6 protein-coding genes, 1 tRNA gene and 2 rRNA genes (1 of these 9 only partly in view) are annotated in these 18,783 nt (G+C 57.0%); 7 read left to right on the top strand and 2 right to left on the bottom strand.

Features of this window, described 5'->3' with window-relative positions:
- From Q1A89_RS10930 to Q1A89_RS10900, 7 genes are all read left to right on the top strand, one after another.
- On the top strand, window positions 1–422 hold the final stretch of the coding sequence (locus tag Q1A89_RS10930) for a glycosyltransferase family 2 protein (protein WP_299727541.1). The gene continues 472 nt to the left of window position 1, outside the view; only the last 422 of its 894 coding nucleotides appear in the window; its start codon lies off the left edge, out of view; the stop codon is at window positions 420–422.
- A 491-nt stretch (window positions 423–913) separates the two neighbouring features.
- Window positions 914–3,744, top strand: a 23S ribosomal RNA gene (locus Q1A89_RS10925).
- Between the two features lie 123 nt (window positions 3,745–3,867).
- A 5S ribosomal RNA gene (gene rrf, locus Q1A89_RS10920) occupies window positions 3,868–3,982 on the top strand.
- 100 nt (window positions 3,983–4,082) lie between these two features.
- On the top strand, window positions 4,083–4,601 hold the full coding sequence (locus Q1A89_RS10915; RefSeq protein ID WP_299727538.1) for a hypothetical protein: 519 nt from the start codon (window positions 4,083–4,085) through the stop codon (window positions 4,599–4,601).
- A 124-nt stretch (window positions 4,602–4,725) separates the two neighbouring features.
- Window positions 4,726–4,802, top strand: a tRNA-Met gene (locus Q1A89_RS10910).
- Window positions 4,803–5,056: 254 nt separating this feature from the next.
- Window positions 5,057–16,960 carry a filamentous hemagglutinin N-terminal domain-containing protein gene (locus Q1A89_RS10905; protein WP_299727535.1) on the top strand — a complete coding sequence of 3,968 codons (11,904 nt, stop codon included), beginning with the start codon at window positions 5,057–5,059 and terminating at the stop codon, window positions 16,958–16,960.
- On the top strand, window positions 16,957–17,520 hold the full coding sequence (locus tag Q1A89_RS10900; protein ID WP_299727532.1) for a hypothetical protein: 564 nt from the start codon (window positions 16,957–16,959) through the stop codon (window positions 17,518–17,520). The genes Q1A89_RS10905 and Q1A89_RS10900 overlap by 4 nt, the downstream gene beginning before the upstream one ends.
- Here the strand turns inward: Q1A89_RS10900 and Q1A89_RS10895 are convergent.
- Both Q1A89_RS10895 and Q1A89_RS10890 read right to left on the bottom strand, forming a co-directional pair.
- Window positions 17,509–18,312 carry a ChaN family lipoprotein gene (locus tag Q1A89_RS10895; RefSeq protein ID WP_299727529.1) on the bottom strand — a complete coding sequence of 268 codons (804 nt, stop codon included), beginning with the start codon at window positions 18,310–18,312 and terminating at the stop codon, window positions 17,509–17,511. The two genes, Q1A89_RS10900 and Q1A89_RS10895, sit on opposite strands and share 12 nt — an antisense overlap.
- Window positions 18,309–18,743, bottom strand: coding sequence for an invasion associated locus B family protein (locus Q1A89_RS10890; protein ID WP_299729122.1), 435 nt, complete (start codon window positions 18,741–18,743; stop codon window positions 18,309–18,311). Before Q1A89_RS10890 ends, Q1A89_RS10895 begins: the two co-directional genes overlap by 4 nt.
- Between the last annotated feature and the right edge of the window lie 40 nt (window positions 18,744–18,783).

Here is an 18,783-nt window from a genome sequence, read left to right as displayed (position 1 = left end):
CAGGAAACTACAGCAAGGCATGGGCAGTGAAAGCGGATACGCCTCTGATGAGGCACGGCGTGAAGCTGACCAACGAAACGGACAAGCCTTACAGCTACTCCTTTCCGCAAGGTGCCTACCTTGCACACCTCAAGTTCGCGAGTATCGCAGCGCTTGCAGATGGAAACGTGACCCGCAAAGCGGTGGCACGGTCCGGAGCGCCGGGTGTACCTGGCTGGGGTTGGAAGCGCGCTGATGCGCACACCAAACGGTTCTTTGAAAAAGCAGAAACACTGGACTTTACGCCATGGTCCGACGCGGTTGCACTCGCACATGAGACAATCACATCGGATATGAAATATGACGAGAATGACGGCGTGATACGGTCCCCAGGCATACCATTCCTGGCCAAGACCAGATTGCCCAAGTGGTTCAAAACCTGACTTACGGATTAGATCAGTAAGAGCGCTCCGGCGCTTTTACTCGTCCAATCTGGACGCAGCGAACGGTCTCCTTCGGGAAACGCAATCGCATTGACATCGTATAGAGAGATACAGTTATTTTGAGAGCAATCTCAAAATGACAATCAACACTGTTTGATCGCGCCGAGTGTGGCGATGATCTCAGTTTGGTTCTGCATCTAGTTTAGTAGTCGCAAGGCGAAAGACGGATAAAGAAGGCGACTTGTCGAATGTTTCCTCGTTCGATCTGACGTATCCCTGCTGAAAAAGAACAGAGTTGTCCAAGTCAAGTACACTAACCAGAACAGGTACTTGCGGTCCCGCACGGAACGCAAGATCAACGCCTGTTCATTTGTCGGCATGCTTACAAAACATGTCGGCGGGTAAAGTATGCTTTTGATCTCAGAAGAAGACCGCATTTAGTTACCAGCTGTGCGGTCGTGTTAGACGCAAGTCTTTCTTTTTCTGGATCAAATCAAGCGCGAGAAGGGCGTTTGGTGAATGCCTTGGCAGTAAGAGGCGATGAAAGACGTGATACTCTGCGATAAGCCATGGGGAGCTGAGAATAAGCTTTGATCCATGGATTTCTGAATGGGGCAACCCACCTGACAGTTTCATATTGTTGCGCAAGCACTCAATATGTCGCTGAAACAGGTACTTATAGACTGAATACATAGGTTTATAAGAGCAAACCCGGGGAACTGAAACATCTAAGTACCCGGAGGAAAGGAAATCAATTGATACTCCCCTAGTAGCGGCGAGCGAACGGGGACCAGCCGAGCCATGAATGTGACTAGAACGACCTGGAAAGGTCGGCCATAGCGGGTGACAGCCCCGTATAGGAAGCACGATTGGACGTATTAAGTAGGACGGGACACGTGAAATCCTGTTTGAAGATCGGAGGACCACCTTCGAAGGCTAAGTACTCCTTACTGACCGATAGTGAACCAGTACCGTGAGGGAAAGGTGAAAAGCACCCCGACGAGGGGAGTGAAACAGCTCCTGAAACCGAACGCCTACAAACAGTTGGAGGGCCCTTGAGGCCTGACAGCGTACCTTTTGTATAATGGGTCATCGACTTGGTCTATCTAGCAAGCTTAAGCCGATAGGTGTAGGCGCAGCGAAAGCGAGTCTTAATAGGGCGAATGAGTTAGGTGGATCAGACCCGAAACCGAGTGATCTAGGCATGACCAGGATGAAGGTAAGGTAACACTTACTGGAGGTCCGAACCCACACCTGTTGAAAAAGGTCGGGATGAGTTGTGCCTAGGGGTGAAAGGCCAATCAAACTCGGAGATAGCTGGTTCTCTGCGAAATCTATTTAGGTAGAGCGTCATCCGAATACCCCGGGGGGTAGAGCACTGGATGGGTAATGGGGCCCCACAGGCTTACTGATCCTAACCAAACTCCGAATACCCGGGAGTACTAGATGGCAGACACACGGCGAATGCTAACGTCCGTCGTGGAGAGGGAAACAACCCTGACCTACAGCTAAGGCCCCTAATTCATGGCTAAGTGGGAAAGCAGGTGGGACGACCATAACAACCAGGAGGTTGGCTTAGAAGCAGCCATCCTTTAAAGATAGCGTAACAGCTCACTGGTCTAAATAAGTTGTCCTGCGGCGAAGATGTAACGGGGCTCAAGCCATGAGCCGAAGCTTAGGATGCACATAGTGCATGGTAGCAGAGCGTAGTGTGACATAACTCCAATCCTCTTTTGCATCCCTCGGGATGCAGCGGAGGATAAGGAGTTTTCTGTGAAGCCGGCGCGTGAGCGATCCGGTGGAGAGATCACTAGTGAGAATGATGACATGAGTAGCGACAAAGAGTGTGAGAGACACTCTCGCCGAAAGTCCAAGGGTTCCTGCTTAAAGCTAATCTGAGCAGGGTAAGCCGACCCCTAAGGCGAGGCCGAAAGGCGTAGTCGATGGGAACCAGGTTAATATTCCTGGGCCATGGAGTGGTGACGGATCTCGAGGGTAGTTCATCCTTATCGGATTGAATGGGCTGCTTAGAGGTTCCTGGAAATAGCCCTCCTATAAGATCGTACCCTAAACCGACACAGGTGGACTGGTAGAGAATACCAAGGCGCTTGAGAGAACTATGTTGAAGGAACTCGGCAAAATACCTCCGTAAGTTCGCGAGAAGGAGGCCCGGTTCCTAGGCAACTAGGGGCTGGGGGCACAAACCAGGGGGTGGCGACTGTTTATTAAAAACACAGGGCTCTGCGAAGTCGCAAGACGACGTATAGGGTCTGACGCCTGCCCGGTGCCTGAAGGTTAAAAGGAGGGGTGAGAGCTCTGAATTGAAGCCCAGGTAAACGGCGGCCGTAACTATAACGGTCCTAAGGTAGCGAAATTCCTTGTCGGGTAAGTTCCGACCTGCACGAATGGCGTAACGACTTCCCCGCTGTCTCCAACATAGACTCAGCGAAATTGAATTACCGGTCAAGATGCCGGTTACCCGCGGTTAGACGGAAAGACCCCGTGCACCTTTACTACAGCTTCACACTGGCATTAGGCCGAACATGTGCAGAATAGGTGGTAGACTTTGAAGCAGCGACGCCAGTCGTTGTGGAGTCACCTTTGAGATACCACCCTTGTTCTGCTTGATGTCTAACCGCGGTCCGTTATCCGGATCCGGGACCCTGTGTGGCGGGTAGTTTGACTGGGGCGGTCGCCTCCTAAATCGTAACGGAGGCGCGCGAAGGTTGGCTCAGAGCGGTCGGAAATCGCTCGTTGAGTGCAATGGCAGAAGCCAGCCTGACTGCGAGACTGACAAGTCGAGCAGAGTCGAAAGACGGCCATAGTGATCCGGTGGTCCCAAGTGGGAGGGCCATCGCTCAACGGATAAAAGGTACGCCGGGGATAACAGGCTGATACTGCCCAAGAGTCCATATCGACGGCAGTGTTTGGCACCTCGATGTCGGCTCATCTCATCCTGGGGCTGGAGCAGGTCCCAAGGGTACGGCTGTTCGCCGTTTAAAGAGGTACGTGAGCTGGGTTTAGAACGTCGTGAGACAGTTCGGTCCCTATCTTCCGTGGGTGTAGGATACTTGAGAGGAGTTGCCCCTAGTACGAGAGGACCGGGGTGAACGATCCACTGGTGGACCAGTTGTCGTGCCAACGGCAGTGCTGGGTAGCTATGATCGGACAGGATAACCGCTGAAGGCATCTAAGCGGGAAGCCCCCCTCAAAACAAGGTATCCCTGAGGGCCGTGGTAGACCACCACGTCGATAGGCCAGAGATGTAAGCGCAGTAATGCGTTCAGTTGACTGGTACTAATTGCCCGATAGGCTTGATTTGATCCAGTAAAAGCAAGACTGCATACGTTTTGCGATGAACGATAAATCAAAAGCATACACAGCTAAAAACGAAAGTCGTACGCGACTTGGACAACATGTTGAGGAATTCAAAGGTCTTTTTTGGTTTGGTGGTCATAGCGCAAGCAAAACACCCGGTCCCATCCCGAACCCGGCCGTTAAGTGCTGTTGCGCCGATGGTACTGCGTCTTAAGGCGTGGGAGAGTAGGTCACTGCCAAACCTAAAAAGCCCTTTGAGTTCCTTCGTATCTCTCTGTCGATGCTTATCCAAAACAATTGAACTGGCCTTGCGCACTGAAATCGTGTTTGGAAACTGCACATATGCGGTTTTGCCTGCTTTTCGTTCTCCAACTCTTCATCGCCACGCATGCAGCTGACGCGCAAAACCGGATACTGGTTGCGTTGGATGCGTCCTTTTCCGTGACAGGATTTGGCAACCGCACGGTGGTTGATGGCAGGCCGCATTCCAGCGTCGTTGCCTTTCACAAAGTGATTGAGCACAACGGGCGTCCATACGCTGGCGTCGCGGTGGCTGGCCGTCCGTTGCTGGGACAACGTGGTCAGAAATTTGCCAGGAAATCGAGACTCCTGTCCTCATCCGACAACGTGATCAAAAGCGGCCTTGAGGGGTGGACAGATTTGAACAACGCACCGGCTGTGAGAAAATTTCACAAGAATAACCGTGATAACCCATTATATTCACTTTATTTTCCAGAGAGCATCATGTTCGCGCGCGGGCAAAAGGTCAGCAGTCTTCGCAGCAGCAGAAAGGCCATGCCGGGCTTCTTTGACGGCATGTCACGCATCGCCATTCCCGAGCGTATATGCGTCGGCAACTAGCGCCAGGCCTGCATTGCTCTGCCGTGCGCTCGGCGCCGGAAAATATGACAGATTTCTGATGCCTTTCGCAGCGGATGCCCTTGCTCTCACCGGCGACTCGGCATAAACCGCTCAGACCAAATGGCGCGGGATGGAGCAGCCCGGTAGCTCGTCAGGCTCATAACCTGAAGGTCGTAGGTTCAAATCCTACTCCCGCAACCAATTGGACACCTGAACCCCGGCCCTAGCGGCCGGGGTTCGTGTTTCTGGGGCCCTCCCATTTCTTGCATGCAACCTTGCCCGCCGACGCCTCGATTCCGAGTTAGGAATCGCTCTTATTGAGACTGGCACGATCCATACCTGTGGTTGAGACCCAAAACCTCGCGGGAAAATTGAAAAGGCGAGCACCTAAGGGTTGAGTAGGTGATCACTTATTGGTTAACAATTGTGAAAACATGTAATTAGCGAGTACCGCGATGCGCAAGGCCCTCCACTTTTTCGTCAATATCCTGTGCGCCTATTCGCTGATTTTCTACCCTGCCATCGCAGCCGCACAATCCATCACCGTTGACGGATCAGCCGCGGTTGGCCAGCGCCCCGTGATCAGCACGACGGGTGGCGGAAAACCCCAGATCAACATCGCGCCGCCCACAAATGGCGTCTCGGTCAACAGATATTCCAATTTTTCGACGAACTCCGGCGCGATTTTCAACAACTCGACCGCCGCTGGTGCCTCGCGCACGGGTGGCGCGGTGGCCCGCAACACTCGGCTGAGCGCCGGTGCCGAGGCCAAGGTTATTCTCAATGATGTGCGTGGTACGCAGCGTTCGAACCTGAAGGGCAATTTCGAGATTTTCGGCAAGACCGCCGATCTGGTGATCACCAACCAAAACGGAATCACCTGTGACGGCTGTGCCTTTATCAATTCCTCTCGCACGACGCTCAGCACCGGTGCGGCCAGTGTGAACGCCAATGGCGACGTCAACCTGAACGTCAGACAGGGCAATGTTCATATCGGGCGTGGTGGTGTCACGGCGGATGGGCGTCTGGGCCTTGTCGGGCGGACGGTGACTGTGGATGGCCCGGTGAATGCCACCGTGGTGGACGCCATCGGCGGTGCTTCGACTTACAACACGCGCAACCGTGCGGTTGGTGCAAATACCAGCACAGGTGCTGCTGGCAGCCTCTATGCGGTGGATGCGACGCAGTTCGGTGCGATGACTGCCGGTCAGATCCGTATCATCGGCAACGAGGCGGGCCTCGGTGTGCGTACCCGTGGCAAACTGACATCGACCAGCACCGACGTGTCGCTGCATTCCAAAGCCGGGATCAACCATGCATCGGTTCAGGCCAAGCGTGACTTTGTTGTCCGCGGAGCCGCCGGTGCCGTGCAGCAGGATCAGGGTGTCGTCACCGCCGAGCGCAATATCGACATCAATGCGCTGAGTTTTGCGCAAGCAAGCTCGGCCCGGATGCAGGCCACAGGCAACGTCAAGATCAACGCAGGCGATGCGATCCTGATCGCGGGCGAGATTGCGTCGGCCACGGCCACTTACGATGCGGTGAACAAGGTCGTTAACGTCGGTGAAATCATCGCCAGCGGCGACGTACAGATCGTTGCGGGCGAAGTCTGGAACATGCGGTCAGCCCGAAATATTGATCTGCTCTTTGCGACTGGCGGGGCGCCGGAGGGCTGCCTTGTCTGGTGCTTTGACCTTGGGTCTTTGCAGATTCTCGGTTCGACCAACTGGACGGACCGCGCCTATATGATCGGTCATGGTGGTGTGGTGGCTGCCAAGAACCTGACGATCACCTCCGAGACCTATGACATCAACAACTCCGGCGTTCTGATCGCGGCGCAGTCGGTGTTGCTGGATGCCAAGCGCAGCGTGACCCAGCAGGCGTTGAAAGGTGTGTATCGCACGGCCAATTCCGGCGCCTATCTCAAAACGAACATCACCAAGGCCAAAGCCACGTCGGTTGCCAACAAGATAGCCGCGATGACCGGTGGATCGGTGCGTGATCTCTATAATGGTATCCGCGATCCGCTGATTTCCGGAACCCGCGTATTTTATGGTGCCAAGACCCAAGGTCTTGGGTCGGTTACCGTTAAGGCGGGCCATCACGTCCAGAACCTGGGGGGCGAGTTCAAATCGAACGGGCGCATCCTGCTGCAGACGGCGCATTACGACATCAACCTGCGCTCGCACGGGCGCTGGTCGCACAACTTTTCGACAGCGGGCAATGTCGACGTCATCGCAAAGCGCAACATCAACCTGACCAATGCCCATTTCCGGGCCACCACTGGCACGCTGAACATCGATGCCCGTGGCGGCATTGCATTTGATCAGGTCTCCATTGATGCGGCCCAGTTCCGCAACCTGCGCATTCGCGAGATGGGCGATGCGTTCACCAACACCTTCACCATCAACACGCCGGGCACGGTCAACATCGCCTCGCGCGGGACGTTGACGGGCAACCGTTCGATCACGGCGGCCTCGATCTATCTCCAATCGACCCATGGCGAGGTGAACCAGAACTATGCCACACGTACGACCGGGCAGACGCGATTTGTGTCGTCCGGCAACATGCGCGTTGCGAACTCGGAATCTTCGGGCGCAAATCTGGTTCTGCAGTCTACGGCCGGCAACATCTATGTTCAGGGCAACGCCCGGGGTGTTGGCATCGACATTGATGCGGAGCACTCGCTGATCAACGGCACCTCGACCATGTATGCCGGTGGAGGCGGCATCAACATCTGGGCCGGGTCCTCGATCACCAACGCGGGCGGGCGCATCTGGTCCCATGGCAATATCGACCTGTTGGCGGGTCGCAAACGGGCAGGCAACATCACGTCCACCCACACCACGGCCGCTGCGATGTCGGGCTACATCCGTTCTTATGGAACAACCAAGAATGTGCGTCTTGATACGGATCGCGGCACCATCACGCTGACCAATAACGGGGCAATAGCCTCGGGCGATGTGACGCTGGACGCCTCCGGCGATGTCTGGATTCAGCGCAGCCATGTCGAAGGCAATACCGTCACCCTGAATGCTCGGACCAATTATGTCGTCAACGAGCTCGGCTCGCTGGTGAAGGCAAATCTGAACGATGTGAACACGGGCGGCGGCAAGAACCTTTACAACCGCACCGGAGCCCGCATTTGGGCCAAGCGCGACGTAAATGTGAATGCCAATGCGATGTACAACCACGGTCAGCCGGTCACCGCCTTGCGCGACATCCGCCTGACGTTGGCCAACCGACTTGAGAACTACCATGTGGGCGCTAACCGCGCCGTTCTGGATGCGGGTCGCAATCTGGTCATCACTTCGGCGGCGGGCGACGTCTATAACCGCCGATCCGATATCAAGGCGGGGGGCAACGTCACAATCAACGCAGGCGTGGATCGCGTTCAGATGTGGGATGCGGCCAAGTTGACCACGGGCGGCGCGTTGTCGATCACCTCGGGCGAGTCGGGCGGCGACTATGACGGCATCTACCTCGACGGTGTTGCACTGCGTGCCACGTCGATGACGCTGAACACTGCCGGGCGTATCGTTCTCTATCCCGGAAGCGATCTGACCACGACTTCAGGCGATCTGCTGCTGACGGCCGGGCGCCATTTCCATCAACTCGATTCGGATCTGACCTCGGCGGCGGCGATGATGGTCAACACAAATGGTGTCAGCCTGACCGGGTCGCGCAGCCAGTCGGTCGGCTACATGAAGTACGATTCCGGAAACTGGGTGCAAATCTATGACGGGTATGGGCGCAACCCTGTCTTGAAATCGACCACTGGGTCGGTTGATGTGATCAGCAACAACAGCCATGTTGACACGCGCAACGCGGCCATAGATGCCAAGCGATATGCCTATCTGAGCGCGCGCAACAACGTCGCTGTGCAGACCAATTCGACCGTGAAGGCGCGTGACCTTGATGTGACGCTCAAGGCGGGTGTGGGCGGCCACATCTACTATCGCTATGCCTCGAACGTGGTGGCGGGGCGCGATGTGCGGATGGACAGCCGCAACAATATCTACCTTCATGGCCGAACGCTGATGGCAGGGCGCGACATCAATTCGAACTCGCGCGCGCAGGTCGAGGTCTATAACGACGGTGCATCCCGGGCCAAGCTGCAGGCCGGGCGCAACATCTCGATCAATTCGACCCAAGGCCGCATCCTGACGCGCACGTCGGATTGGGTGGCGAATACCGGCAATATCTCGATCAACGCAGGCACGCACAGCGTTGAATTCTGGGGTGGCGCAACGGTTGCGACTGCAGGCGCATTCAGCGCGCGATCCGGCAACTGGAGCGGACGCGGCGTGAACTTGTCGGGCATGCCGATCACGGCCACGTCGATCCATCTTGGCTCGGGCACCGGTTATGTCCTGCTGGAGCCCGGCAGCGATCTCACTGCGACCTCAGGGACGATCACAATCGACAGCACGGGCCGCTATTATCAGCGCGATTCCGATGTCACGGCGCCCGGTGACATTACTGTCACCTCGAACGGGGCTGAGATTGACGGATCGCTTTTGAAATCGTCGGCCGGAGCGATCTCGCTCACTTCGGGATCGAATGTGCGCTTGTATGACGCCTACACCCGCAATCCGCAGATCTGGGCCGCAGGCGCGATCACCATCGCCAGCACCAATTCACATTTCGAAAACCGCGGCATCATCAACGGCGGCGGAAACGTGTCTGTCACGTCGCGCAACAACCTGCACAACGAACATGGCGCGCTGATGCGCTCGCGTTTGGGCAACGTGTCGGTGCGGTCGACCTATGGCAGCATCTACAACCGTTACAACGCCACGCTGCACGCCAGAAAGTCCGTGTCGGTCCGCGCGGATCGCGGTCACATCTTTAACCATGGCGGCACTATTCACGCCATCGACACCGATCTGAACCTCACTGCATCGCACGCCATCGAGAACCACAAGTGGTCGACCACCCGTGGCCGTCTCGAGGCGGGGCGGAACCTGACTGCGCAAGCCGGCGTGTCCCACCTTTGGTCTGTTGCGTCCGACTGGGTTGCAGGTGGCAACATGCGCGTCGGGTCGACCGACCGACAGGTCGAAGTCACAACCGGGAGCACCTTTACCCAAGGCGGCAGCTTTACCGCGTTTTCCAGCAATTACGACAATCGCGGCATTCGCCTTTTCGGTACGCCGATCACGGCCACGTCGATCTCGCTGAGCTCGACCAGCGGGCACATCCTGCTGGACCCGGCGGCCCTGACGGCGACGGCTGGAAACATCACGATCGACGCTGCGCACCGGTTCTATCAGCGCAACTCTGATTTGACCGCATCCGGCGCGATCTCGATCACGTCGAACGGGGTGGACATCAAAGGCTCTGGCCTAACGGCGAATGGTGGCGGGATCACTCTGGCCTCGACCGGCAGCGTGGACATCAACGATGCCTATAGCCGTAATCCGTGGCTTTGGGCGTCTGGTGGGATCAGCGTGTCCAGCGCCAATTCCCACGTGGTCAACAACGGCAACATCAATGCTGGCGGTGCGGTCAGCATCACGTCGCGCACCAACCTGCACAATGACACCAATGCGCTGATCCGCTCGCGCGGGTCCAACGTGGCTGTCCGGTCCTCCCATGGCAACATCTACAACCGCTATTCCTCGCGGGTGATTGCCAAGGGCACTGCCGAATTCCAGGCGGTGAACATCTATAACGACGGGGCATCCGTCACCGCGGGTGGGCGTCTGACGATGTCGGCCTCCAACCACCTGCGCGTCATCGACTACGGCGCTGTGCGGTCGCGGCTGGAATCCGGTACTGACGCAAACCTGTCGACTTCAGGCTTTGCCGGGACGCTGAAAAAGGCGCTGCAGCTCAACTCCGGCACCAGCAACATATGGACGCGGCGGTCTGACCTGATTGCGGGCACAACCCTGTCCCAGACCAGCACGGCGTCGAGCATTCACAACGAATATGCGGTGATGACCGCCGCCCGGTCCGCCAATCTGAAGTCCAAGGGCGAATTCCGCGCAACCGGCGGCTCGCTTGTGGCCAGTGGTGTGACCATCGACAGCGATCATCACCTTTACCTGCTGACCGGCCACCGTCTGACCGCGCGCAATGGCGCCTATGATGTCAGCCTGGATGCCTATTACGACTACCTGCTGCGCGACAGCTTTGTAACTGCAGGCCGTGACGTGACCCTGAGCGATGCGCGCTCGGTCTATATTTATGACAGTGAAACCCACGCCAAGACCGGCAAGGTCGACTACCTCGCGCGGGGCGAGATCCGACACCGCATCGAAGATACGGACGATTCCAACACCACGGCTGGCACGGATGTGCGTATGGTCGCCGCCGGCTTCGTCCAGAACTATCGCGCGAGCATTGTGGCCGGTGGCAGCATCCGTCTGGAATCCACCAACGCAGCCCTGTCCAACAATGCCGCTGATGTGCGTGCGGGCACGGATGTGACGCTGATCGCCAAACGGAACCTGCACCTCGAAGACACCACCGGAGCGCGCGATGCAAACCTGGTTGCGGGGCGCCACATGGTGCTCAAGGCCGGTGACACGCTTTATGCCGATGCGGGATTTTTCGACGCGGGCAGCTGGCTGAAATTTCAGAGCCGTCTGACACCGCGCTTTTATGCGCAGGTCTATGACAATGCAGAGTTCCTGCATTTCCAGACAAACGTGTCGCAGGGCCGTTTCACCAGCCAGTTCAATATCGACACGACAGGGGCCATAGACATCTATGCCCGTGACGGTGTGACGTTGAACCGCGGTATCCGTGGTGACAACTGGGTGCGCATCAAGTCCGGCACCGGTGCGATTCAGGCCGGGTATCTGGTGCGCTCGGACAACAACTGGCTTGAGATCAAAGGCGGCGGTGACATCACTCTGGGCAACGCGCAGGCGGCCAAGGACGTGAACATCGAATCCACCGCCGGGTCGGTCATCAACACCTACAATATGTCCTCGAGCCAGGCCCTGAACGTGAAGGCCCATGTGGACATCATCGCCCGTCATTCCGTCGCAACCCGCCGGGGTGCATTCCGCGGCGTGGGCAGCGTCAATCTGAACGCGGGCCGCAACATGACCATCACCAATGCGCTGGTGTCCTCCAATGGTCAGATCGACATGCTGGCCGGTCAGAAAGAGGTGGGCACGCTTTCCGTGACCAGCACGCTGGCCAACCTCAAGGCCGGGGTCGAGAACCGCGTGACCGACGGCAAAGCGATCAACATGGTCGTCAACTGGGGTGGCCACATCAATCTGGTCGGTGCAGAAATCTATGGCCGCGGCCTTGTGAACACCTATGCCGGTGCCGGTGGCGGGGGGCAGTACACGACCTCTGCAGCCAATATCAACGCCGCGGTGGTCAAGACTGTACTGCGCGGTCAGGACGTCCGCCAGAACGCCAATACGCTGACCCTCGCGGATACCGATCTGATCGGGTCGAGCACCGTGTCCCAATACGCCCAGCAATCGGGCAGCATCACCATGGATCGCGGCCTGATCCAGACGCACAACCTGCGGATCGAGGCCCTTGGAAATGCCGATGCAAGCGCGACCTATCGCAATCTGACAAGCGTCGTGGTCGGCGACCGCCTTGTGCTGGACGTTGCCAAGACGGCCAATATCAAGGCGGGGTCCATTTCCGCTGCCACCTATGATTTCACCAACACGCCCAGTGTCGTGTTGAACGGTGCGGTGAGCCAGCGCAACACCAACAACCTGACCATCGTTGCCAAGAACAACCTGACGCTGCAGGGCACCAGCCATCGGCGCAACATCACCCTGACATCGTTGAATGGGGTGCTGGCCAATACCGGTCATTTGCGCGCGAACTTTGACATCCGACTGACCGCGAACCGGACCACCGCAGGCCTCAACCTGCGCAACGATGGTCTGTTGCAGGCCACCCGTGATGTGTTTTTGAACGCCAAGCGCGGGATTGATCCCGGCCGCATTCAGGCGCGCAACATCTCGGTTGTTTCGGACAGCGGTATTATCATCAGCTCTGGTGCGATGATGGCTGAGCAGGACATCACGCTTAACGCCGCTTCGATCGCAACACGCTCGGTTCTTGCGCAAAACGCGACAGTGATAGCCCGCGCGGGCAGCTTTTCCGTGGTTGGCTGGCAGGTCGGGGACGGCGGTGCCTTTGAAACCGGCCTGAACGAATTCACGGCCCGCATGGGCGACATCGTCGGCACCGTATCGCAGGTTGTCGATGGCGAAACCGAAGAGGTGACCCAAGAAGAATTCGAGGCTGACCTGCGCATGTCGGGCAATGCGATGTTCCATGTCGAATCCGACCTGACCATCGAAACCCGCGATGACATCAACATCCGCAGAGGTGCGATCCTGTCCAGCCGTGGCGACATCATGCTGACCGCTGGCAAGGGTGTGCTGGTCGAAAGCTGGTTCGGCGCTTCCACGGTCGATGTGGTGGTGAACGTTCTCAACTTTGGGAATCTTTCCTTCAACATCACCGAAGAGCAGCGTCAATTCTCGCACCGGCGCGCTGCGATCATTGCCGATGGTGATCTGACAATCACCGCGCTGGGCAACGGATTGAATTTGGGTGCTGTCAATATGGCCGTTATCGCGGCGGCCCGGGATGCCGCGCGCGACACGGACGAGGGATACACCTATGAGCCGGGCAACGGTGTCATCTGGAATTCCGGTACGATTTCGGCAGGTGGCAACCTGATCCTGAACGCGGCCAAGGACATTGTGAACAAGTCGACCCGCGTGACCTACACGCTGACGGCGGAACACAATTGCGGCTACCACGCCTGTGGCCGCGACGCCTATTTGTTCGCGCCGGGTGAGATCATGACGGGCCAGGGCCTGATCATGACAGCTGGCGTCGACATCCTGAACGACGCAAGCCAGGTCGCAGCAGCAGGCAGCCTTTATGCCGAAGCGGGCAACGATATCTACAACGATATCCAGACGGCGCACTTCCTCAGCTACTACTACAAGAGAACCAAACGTTTCCTCGGAATCCGCACAGGCAGCACCGTCGATCAACGGTACTCGGCTGCGATGCAGTCCGGTGTGTTCCAGACATCCTTTGGTGACATCGATCTTGTGGCAGGCCGTAATATCGACAGTTCGGGCAGCTATGTGTCTGCAGGGGCCAACGCGCGCCTCGTGGCAGGCAATGACGTCTACATGGATGCGATTTCGGTCGAGTTGCACAACTACTACAAGGACTCCGGCTTCTCCGGCTTCCTGACCTATTCCTCGACCAAGACGCGCTACAACAACTTCGAAACCTCCATGGCGCAGGTCGAAGGTTATGACGTATCCATCGAGGCAGGCAACGATCTGACCGGGATCGGTGTCATCCTGCTGGCGGTGAACGATCTGTCGCTCACGGCGGGCAATGACATGGTCTATGACGCCAAGACGAACCGGAAGTACCTCGAGGAAAGTGGCTGGAGCTTTGGCCTGACCTCGTCGCGGTTCACGATCACCCAAGCGGTGCTGGACAACGCCAACAATGATCCGATCCACGCCTATATCGCGGACAACCCGATGCTGGGCGCGGCCTATCAGCTGGCCACAGCCGAAGATGGCTGGGGCCGTCTGAACGGGGCGCTGGCCCTGATCGTGTCCGGTGCACGCACCCTCAGAACCGCACGTGACGCCGAAGTAGGCACGAACCTCTTTGGTTCCAAGCTGGCCGAAAGCTTTATCCCAAGCGACATTCAGGCCATCCAGCAGATCGGTCAATGTGGTGGCGAAAACCTGACCAGCTGCGTGCTCGAAGCGGCGGGCATAGGCTTCCGCTTTGACTCGTGGCACTCGCGCAGCGAATGGGACGAAAGCCTTGTGAGCCGTCTCGGGGCCGGCAACGACATGTTCCTGCTGGCAGGCAACGATATCCAGCTGGCTGGCGGCACCATCGTTAACACCGGGCGTGATCTGGTCATGTCCGCTGGCAACGATTTCCTCGCCACGGCGCTGGCCAACGATCGCACAACCGAGTCCTCGTCCTTCGGGTTCGGGGTCTCGCTGTTCTCTGGTGGGTTTACGATTTCGGTGGATGGCAGCGGGTCAAATAGCAACTCGCTGCTTTACAGCAACGCCTCGATCAACGCGATGAATTCGATCACGCTGGTGACGGGCAATGATGCGCTGCTGCTGGGTGCCGTGATGCAGGCCCGTCCGGTCATCGGTGTCGAGGAGGACGCCGAGGGCAATGCGATCCTTGATGAGAACGGCTATGCGACCGAGATTCTGGGCGAGACCGGCGGGAACATTTATCTCGATATCGGCAACGATCTGGTCATTGCCTCCCAGCAAAACACGTCTGAATCCAACAGCTGGGGCTTCGGGCTGAGCCTGTCATTCTCGGGTGGCACACTGTCCGGTATCGGTATCAACGCCAATATCGCCGAAGGACGCGCACGCTACGTCGACTCGCCTTCGATGATCGACGCGCATCGCATCCTTGATATCTACGTGGACAACACGACCTACCTGATGGGCGCCGTCATCGCGAGCCGCAACGACGGGCTCTACCTCGATACCGGCTACCTGGTGCACGACAACCTGTTCAACGAGCACAATTCGTACTCGGTGAATGTGGGCCTGAACATCGGTGTGGGTGAGACGCTGACATTCGACGGCACTGCGGGCTTCTCGCTGGACATCACCGAAGGCTTTACCCGCGCCACTATATCGGGCGGCGATGTTGTTGTGCGCAACCAGAGTGATTTCGACATCTCGCAGATCAACCAGGATCTGGACGCAGTCGACACGATCACGCGAGACACGCATATCAACCTGCAACTGCCAGCCTTGAACCTTGTTCAACTTGCCGAGGATTTGCAAGGGGCAGGGAACTACATCCGTGCCGCGACGGCCAACGTGCCGGATGAAGTACGGGCGCGGGGGGACATCGCGGTGACTGTCTATCGTCGCATGATTGCAAGTGGGATGCCGATTTCGGAGGCGATTTCGCGAACTCTTCTTCCGGAATTCCAAGCATCTGTAAATGCAATTCGGCGCGTGATCGAGTTGGAGAAACAGTATCCAAACGGTGGGATCCCTGAGGATGAGTTGTTTTTGATGGCGATTGCTGAGCAAGCTCTCTATGACGCGGACGGAAACATCGTTCTAAGTGTGGACTGTGATCTGCTTGGTCGCTGTGAAATCGCGGCCGCCGACCTAAATGAACTCGTGGAATTGTGGCGCGACTGGGTTGTGAATGGCCAAAGTGCTGTTTCTCTGCCGCTTGGTGTACGCGAACAGATGTCGCGGACTTTCACGAATTTCATCATCGCGTGTGCACAGGAAAATCCACAGCTCATCGTTGATTTTGTTCAGACTTATGGTGCTGATGCCGTCGCACACTTGGCAGAATTCCGATCAACGTCACAAGCCAATGTCCCATATGCGAGGGGCTTTAACTCGGCGATGCTTTTGACTGCTATCGCGTCTTACATTGAAACCGGTGACCAATTTCAGTTGGTAAACGAAATGGCCGTTGCGCAGGATACTTTCCTTGATGAGCACGGTTACACCGCCGCTGAACGTCAAGCGGCAATGAGTGCGTTCTTTGGAGTTGCGATCGGTTTTGTGCCTGTTGTCGGCGATGCGATGGATGCGCACGATCTGATTACTGCAATTGGTGACGGTGACATCGCAGGAATATTTATTGCGGGTATCGGTTTTGTTCCTTTGGCGGGGGATGCGGTTCAAAATATTATTCGCATCGGCGATGAAGCCGTGACTGCTGGGCGCCGCGTTGGCGTTGATGACGTACTGGCGGCTTCGCGTCGCGACAACGTTCCCACCAACTACACGCGCAACCAGGATGGTACGGTTACTGGACCCAACAGTGGCCGTTACAATCCCGTTGGTGATCCGGTTCTTGGTGAACAGGTTTTCCGCGACAGTGGTGGAAGATATTGGATTTTCAGAGATGGTGTAAAAGTTCGGGCGTCCAATCCCGCTGAGCGGCCGAACCTGTCCAACAATTTGCAATCGAACCCGCTTCGCGATCAACGCGCGCATCATCAGGCTTATGTGGATGACATATCGCTGCAGCTCGAAGATTTGGGTTATGAAGTTGCAAACGACGTCCGGTTCCATGCTTCTTGCGGCCCAGACTACTGTCTTCCTGACATTGTTTATCGCGACCCATCATCGGGACGGATCGTTGGGATCATTGAAGTGAAAACCGGGAATGCTACCCTTTCTACCAATCAGACCTTGATCTATCCGCAAATCCGGAATGGTTCTTCCATTCCAACCGGGGATGTTGCTCGTTCTTTGGGTCTGCGGCCCGGTGTGCGGTTGAGGGATCAAGGCTACCCGAATGGTATCAATATCTACGAACAGAGCTTTCCAGGATTGAATGGGCAATGACGAAGGAGGTCGTCGACCAAGCTGCAATATCTTTGTCGGGACGGGGATGGACCATTTCCAGAGACAAAACAGAAGTTGTGGCGCGAACATCCAAAGCTGCTGAACAGGCGCAGATCATCATCCAGGCGCGTCCAGCACGGGGTGAAACAAGAGTTACATTTATTTGCTCGGCCGCGCCGGAACGGTTCAATCATGCTGTGGCGAAGATCTCAGGTGATGGAGTGCCCGCGCAGGAACCCATTGAGCAATGCCGGATTGTTCGGAGCCGTTCCGAATATATCGACGAAGATTTTGCCGGGATGGAAACTGAGTTTCAGGAGTGGTGGTCTCAGCGGAATCTGGATGAAACTGTCCGAAAGCTAGTGACACAATACTCCGAGTTTGGCTCAGGTCCGCTACACCATCTTGCTGCATTGGCTGTTTGCCAGGAAAATGAAACGCTCAATTTGATCAAGAGTAGATTCGAGGATGGAGACAAATCCGGGTTTCTACCCTACATAACAGTTGACTATGTGGATCGGGCAATCGAAATCGCACAGAAAAAGCATTCAGCAGTTTGATGGACCTTGAGCAGAAGCGTCGTGCCAAAGGAAGCCTGGGGTATACCCGTCCAGCATCCCAAGCCCTACTGTTGTCGCGGTACTTTCCCGCGCAGTTAAGAGTTTTTCAATTGGTTCCATATGGCGGTTCCCGACAAGAGCGACCAATGGACTGTGCGCTTGTACAATCATAGCAGAAATGTGTCGATCCCGGACCGTCTGTCTGGTGGCAACATTTTCGATCCATCGGTCGGAAATCGGATTGCACTGAATAGATGCTACAATAGGTTTCCAATAGTCGATCAACCATGAAAACTGTGACGGAACGATTTCGCCGTTTTGGTCAATGTCCCGCTGCTCCTCTCTCGGCAAATCCGCCGCCACCACGTCCAGCTTCGCCCGGAACGCCGCGCGGAAGATCGGCTCGTAGAAACTCCATGCCGGCCAGCCGGTATTCGCCCAGTCGAGTGCAGCGCCCAATGCGCCTACATATTCGGGGTTGTCCGCCCGGTAGGCCTCCAGCGCGGGCATTTGGGCGGGTTCCAGCATCTCGAGAGCGAGGGTCGGAAAGCGTCCGCGCAAGGCCAGTTCTTCGAGGATCAGGGCGACCAGGTTCTGATGAGGGGCAAAGCCGTGCCGTTCGCCGATCAGGATCGTGTCCGCCTGTTCAAGCTGGTCAAGCAGCTCCTGAAATCCGAGCGTTTTGCCTGTGGCAGTCTCGATGATGTCGCCGCTGGTCAGGTCTTCGGTCCATGCGCGCAGGGGCAGGGCGGAGGCGGCGGTGCCGGACAGAAACGTGCGCCGCGAAATCATTCGCTGCGCGCCTCGGTCAGGCGCTGCATGCCGTTGGTAAAGCCGACCAGTGACAGCGACAGGGACACCTGTTCCTGGGTGCCGTCGACAAAGGCGATCTCGGCCTTGAGCCCGCGTTTGAGATCACGCAGCAACCCGTCATCGAGAGGCACACCTGCGTGGCAGCCAAACTCATCACAGATTTCAAATGCGAAGGCCCTTGGTGCCCCGTCATCGATGGCCATCAGCAGACCCGGTTTCAGAAAGCTGCCCAGCGGCACGGTCAGCACCAGTGTTGGCGTTGCGCTGTCAAAGACGCGGGCCATCAGAACCGTGGTTTCGGACTGCGCCAGAACGAGGCTTTGGGCCAGGCGGCAGCCCTGATCGTCGCAGATTGCCTGCCAGTCTCCGGTGCTTGGTTGGTCCTGCGCCGCAAGCGGTTGAGCGGCCATCGCAAGCACGACAGCAACAGCGTGTACGCACGTGGATCGT

Source organism: uncultured Tateyamaria sp., assembly GCF_947503045.1.
Taxonomy (GTDB): domain Bacteria; phylum Pseudomonadota; class Alphaproteobacteria; order Rhodobacterales; family Rhodobacteraceae; genus Tateyamaria.
This window is presented reverse-complemented; position numbering and strand designations above follow the sequence as displayed.

Coding starts and splice junctions, on each gene's coding strand:
- Q1A89_RS10915 (WP_299727538.1), top strand. CDS start 4,083: ATGCGGTTTTGCCTGCTTTTCGTTCTCCAACTCTTCATCGCCACGCAT.
- Q1A89_RS10895 (WP_299727529.1), bottom strand. CDS start 18,312: ATGATTTCGCGGCGCACGTTTCTGTCCGGCACCGCCGCCTCCGCCCTG.
- Q1A89_RS10890 (WP_299729122.1), bottom strand. CDS start 18,743: ATGGCCGCTCAACCGCTTGCGGCGCAGGACCAACCAAGCACCGGAGAC.
- Q1A89_RS10900 (WP_299727532.1), top strand. CDS start 16,957: ATGACGAAGGAGGTCGTCGACCAAGCTGCAATATCTTTGTCGGGACGG.
- Q1A89_RS10905 (WP_299727535.1), top strand. CDS start 5,057: ATGCGCAAGGCCCTCCACTTTTTCGTCAATATCCTGTGCGCCTATTCG.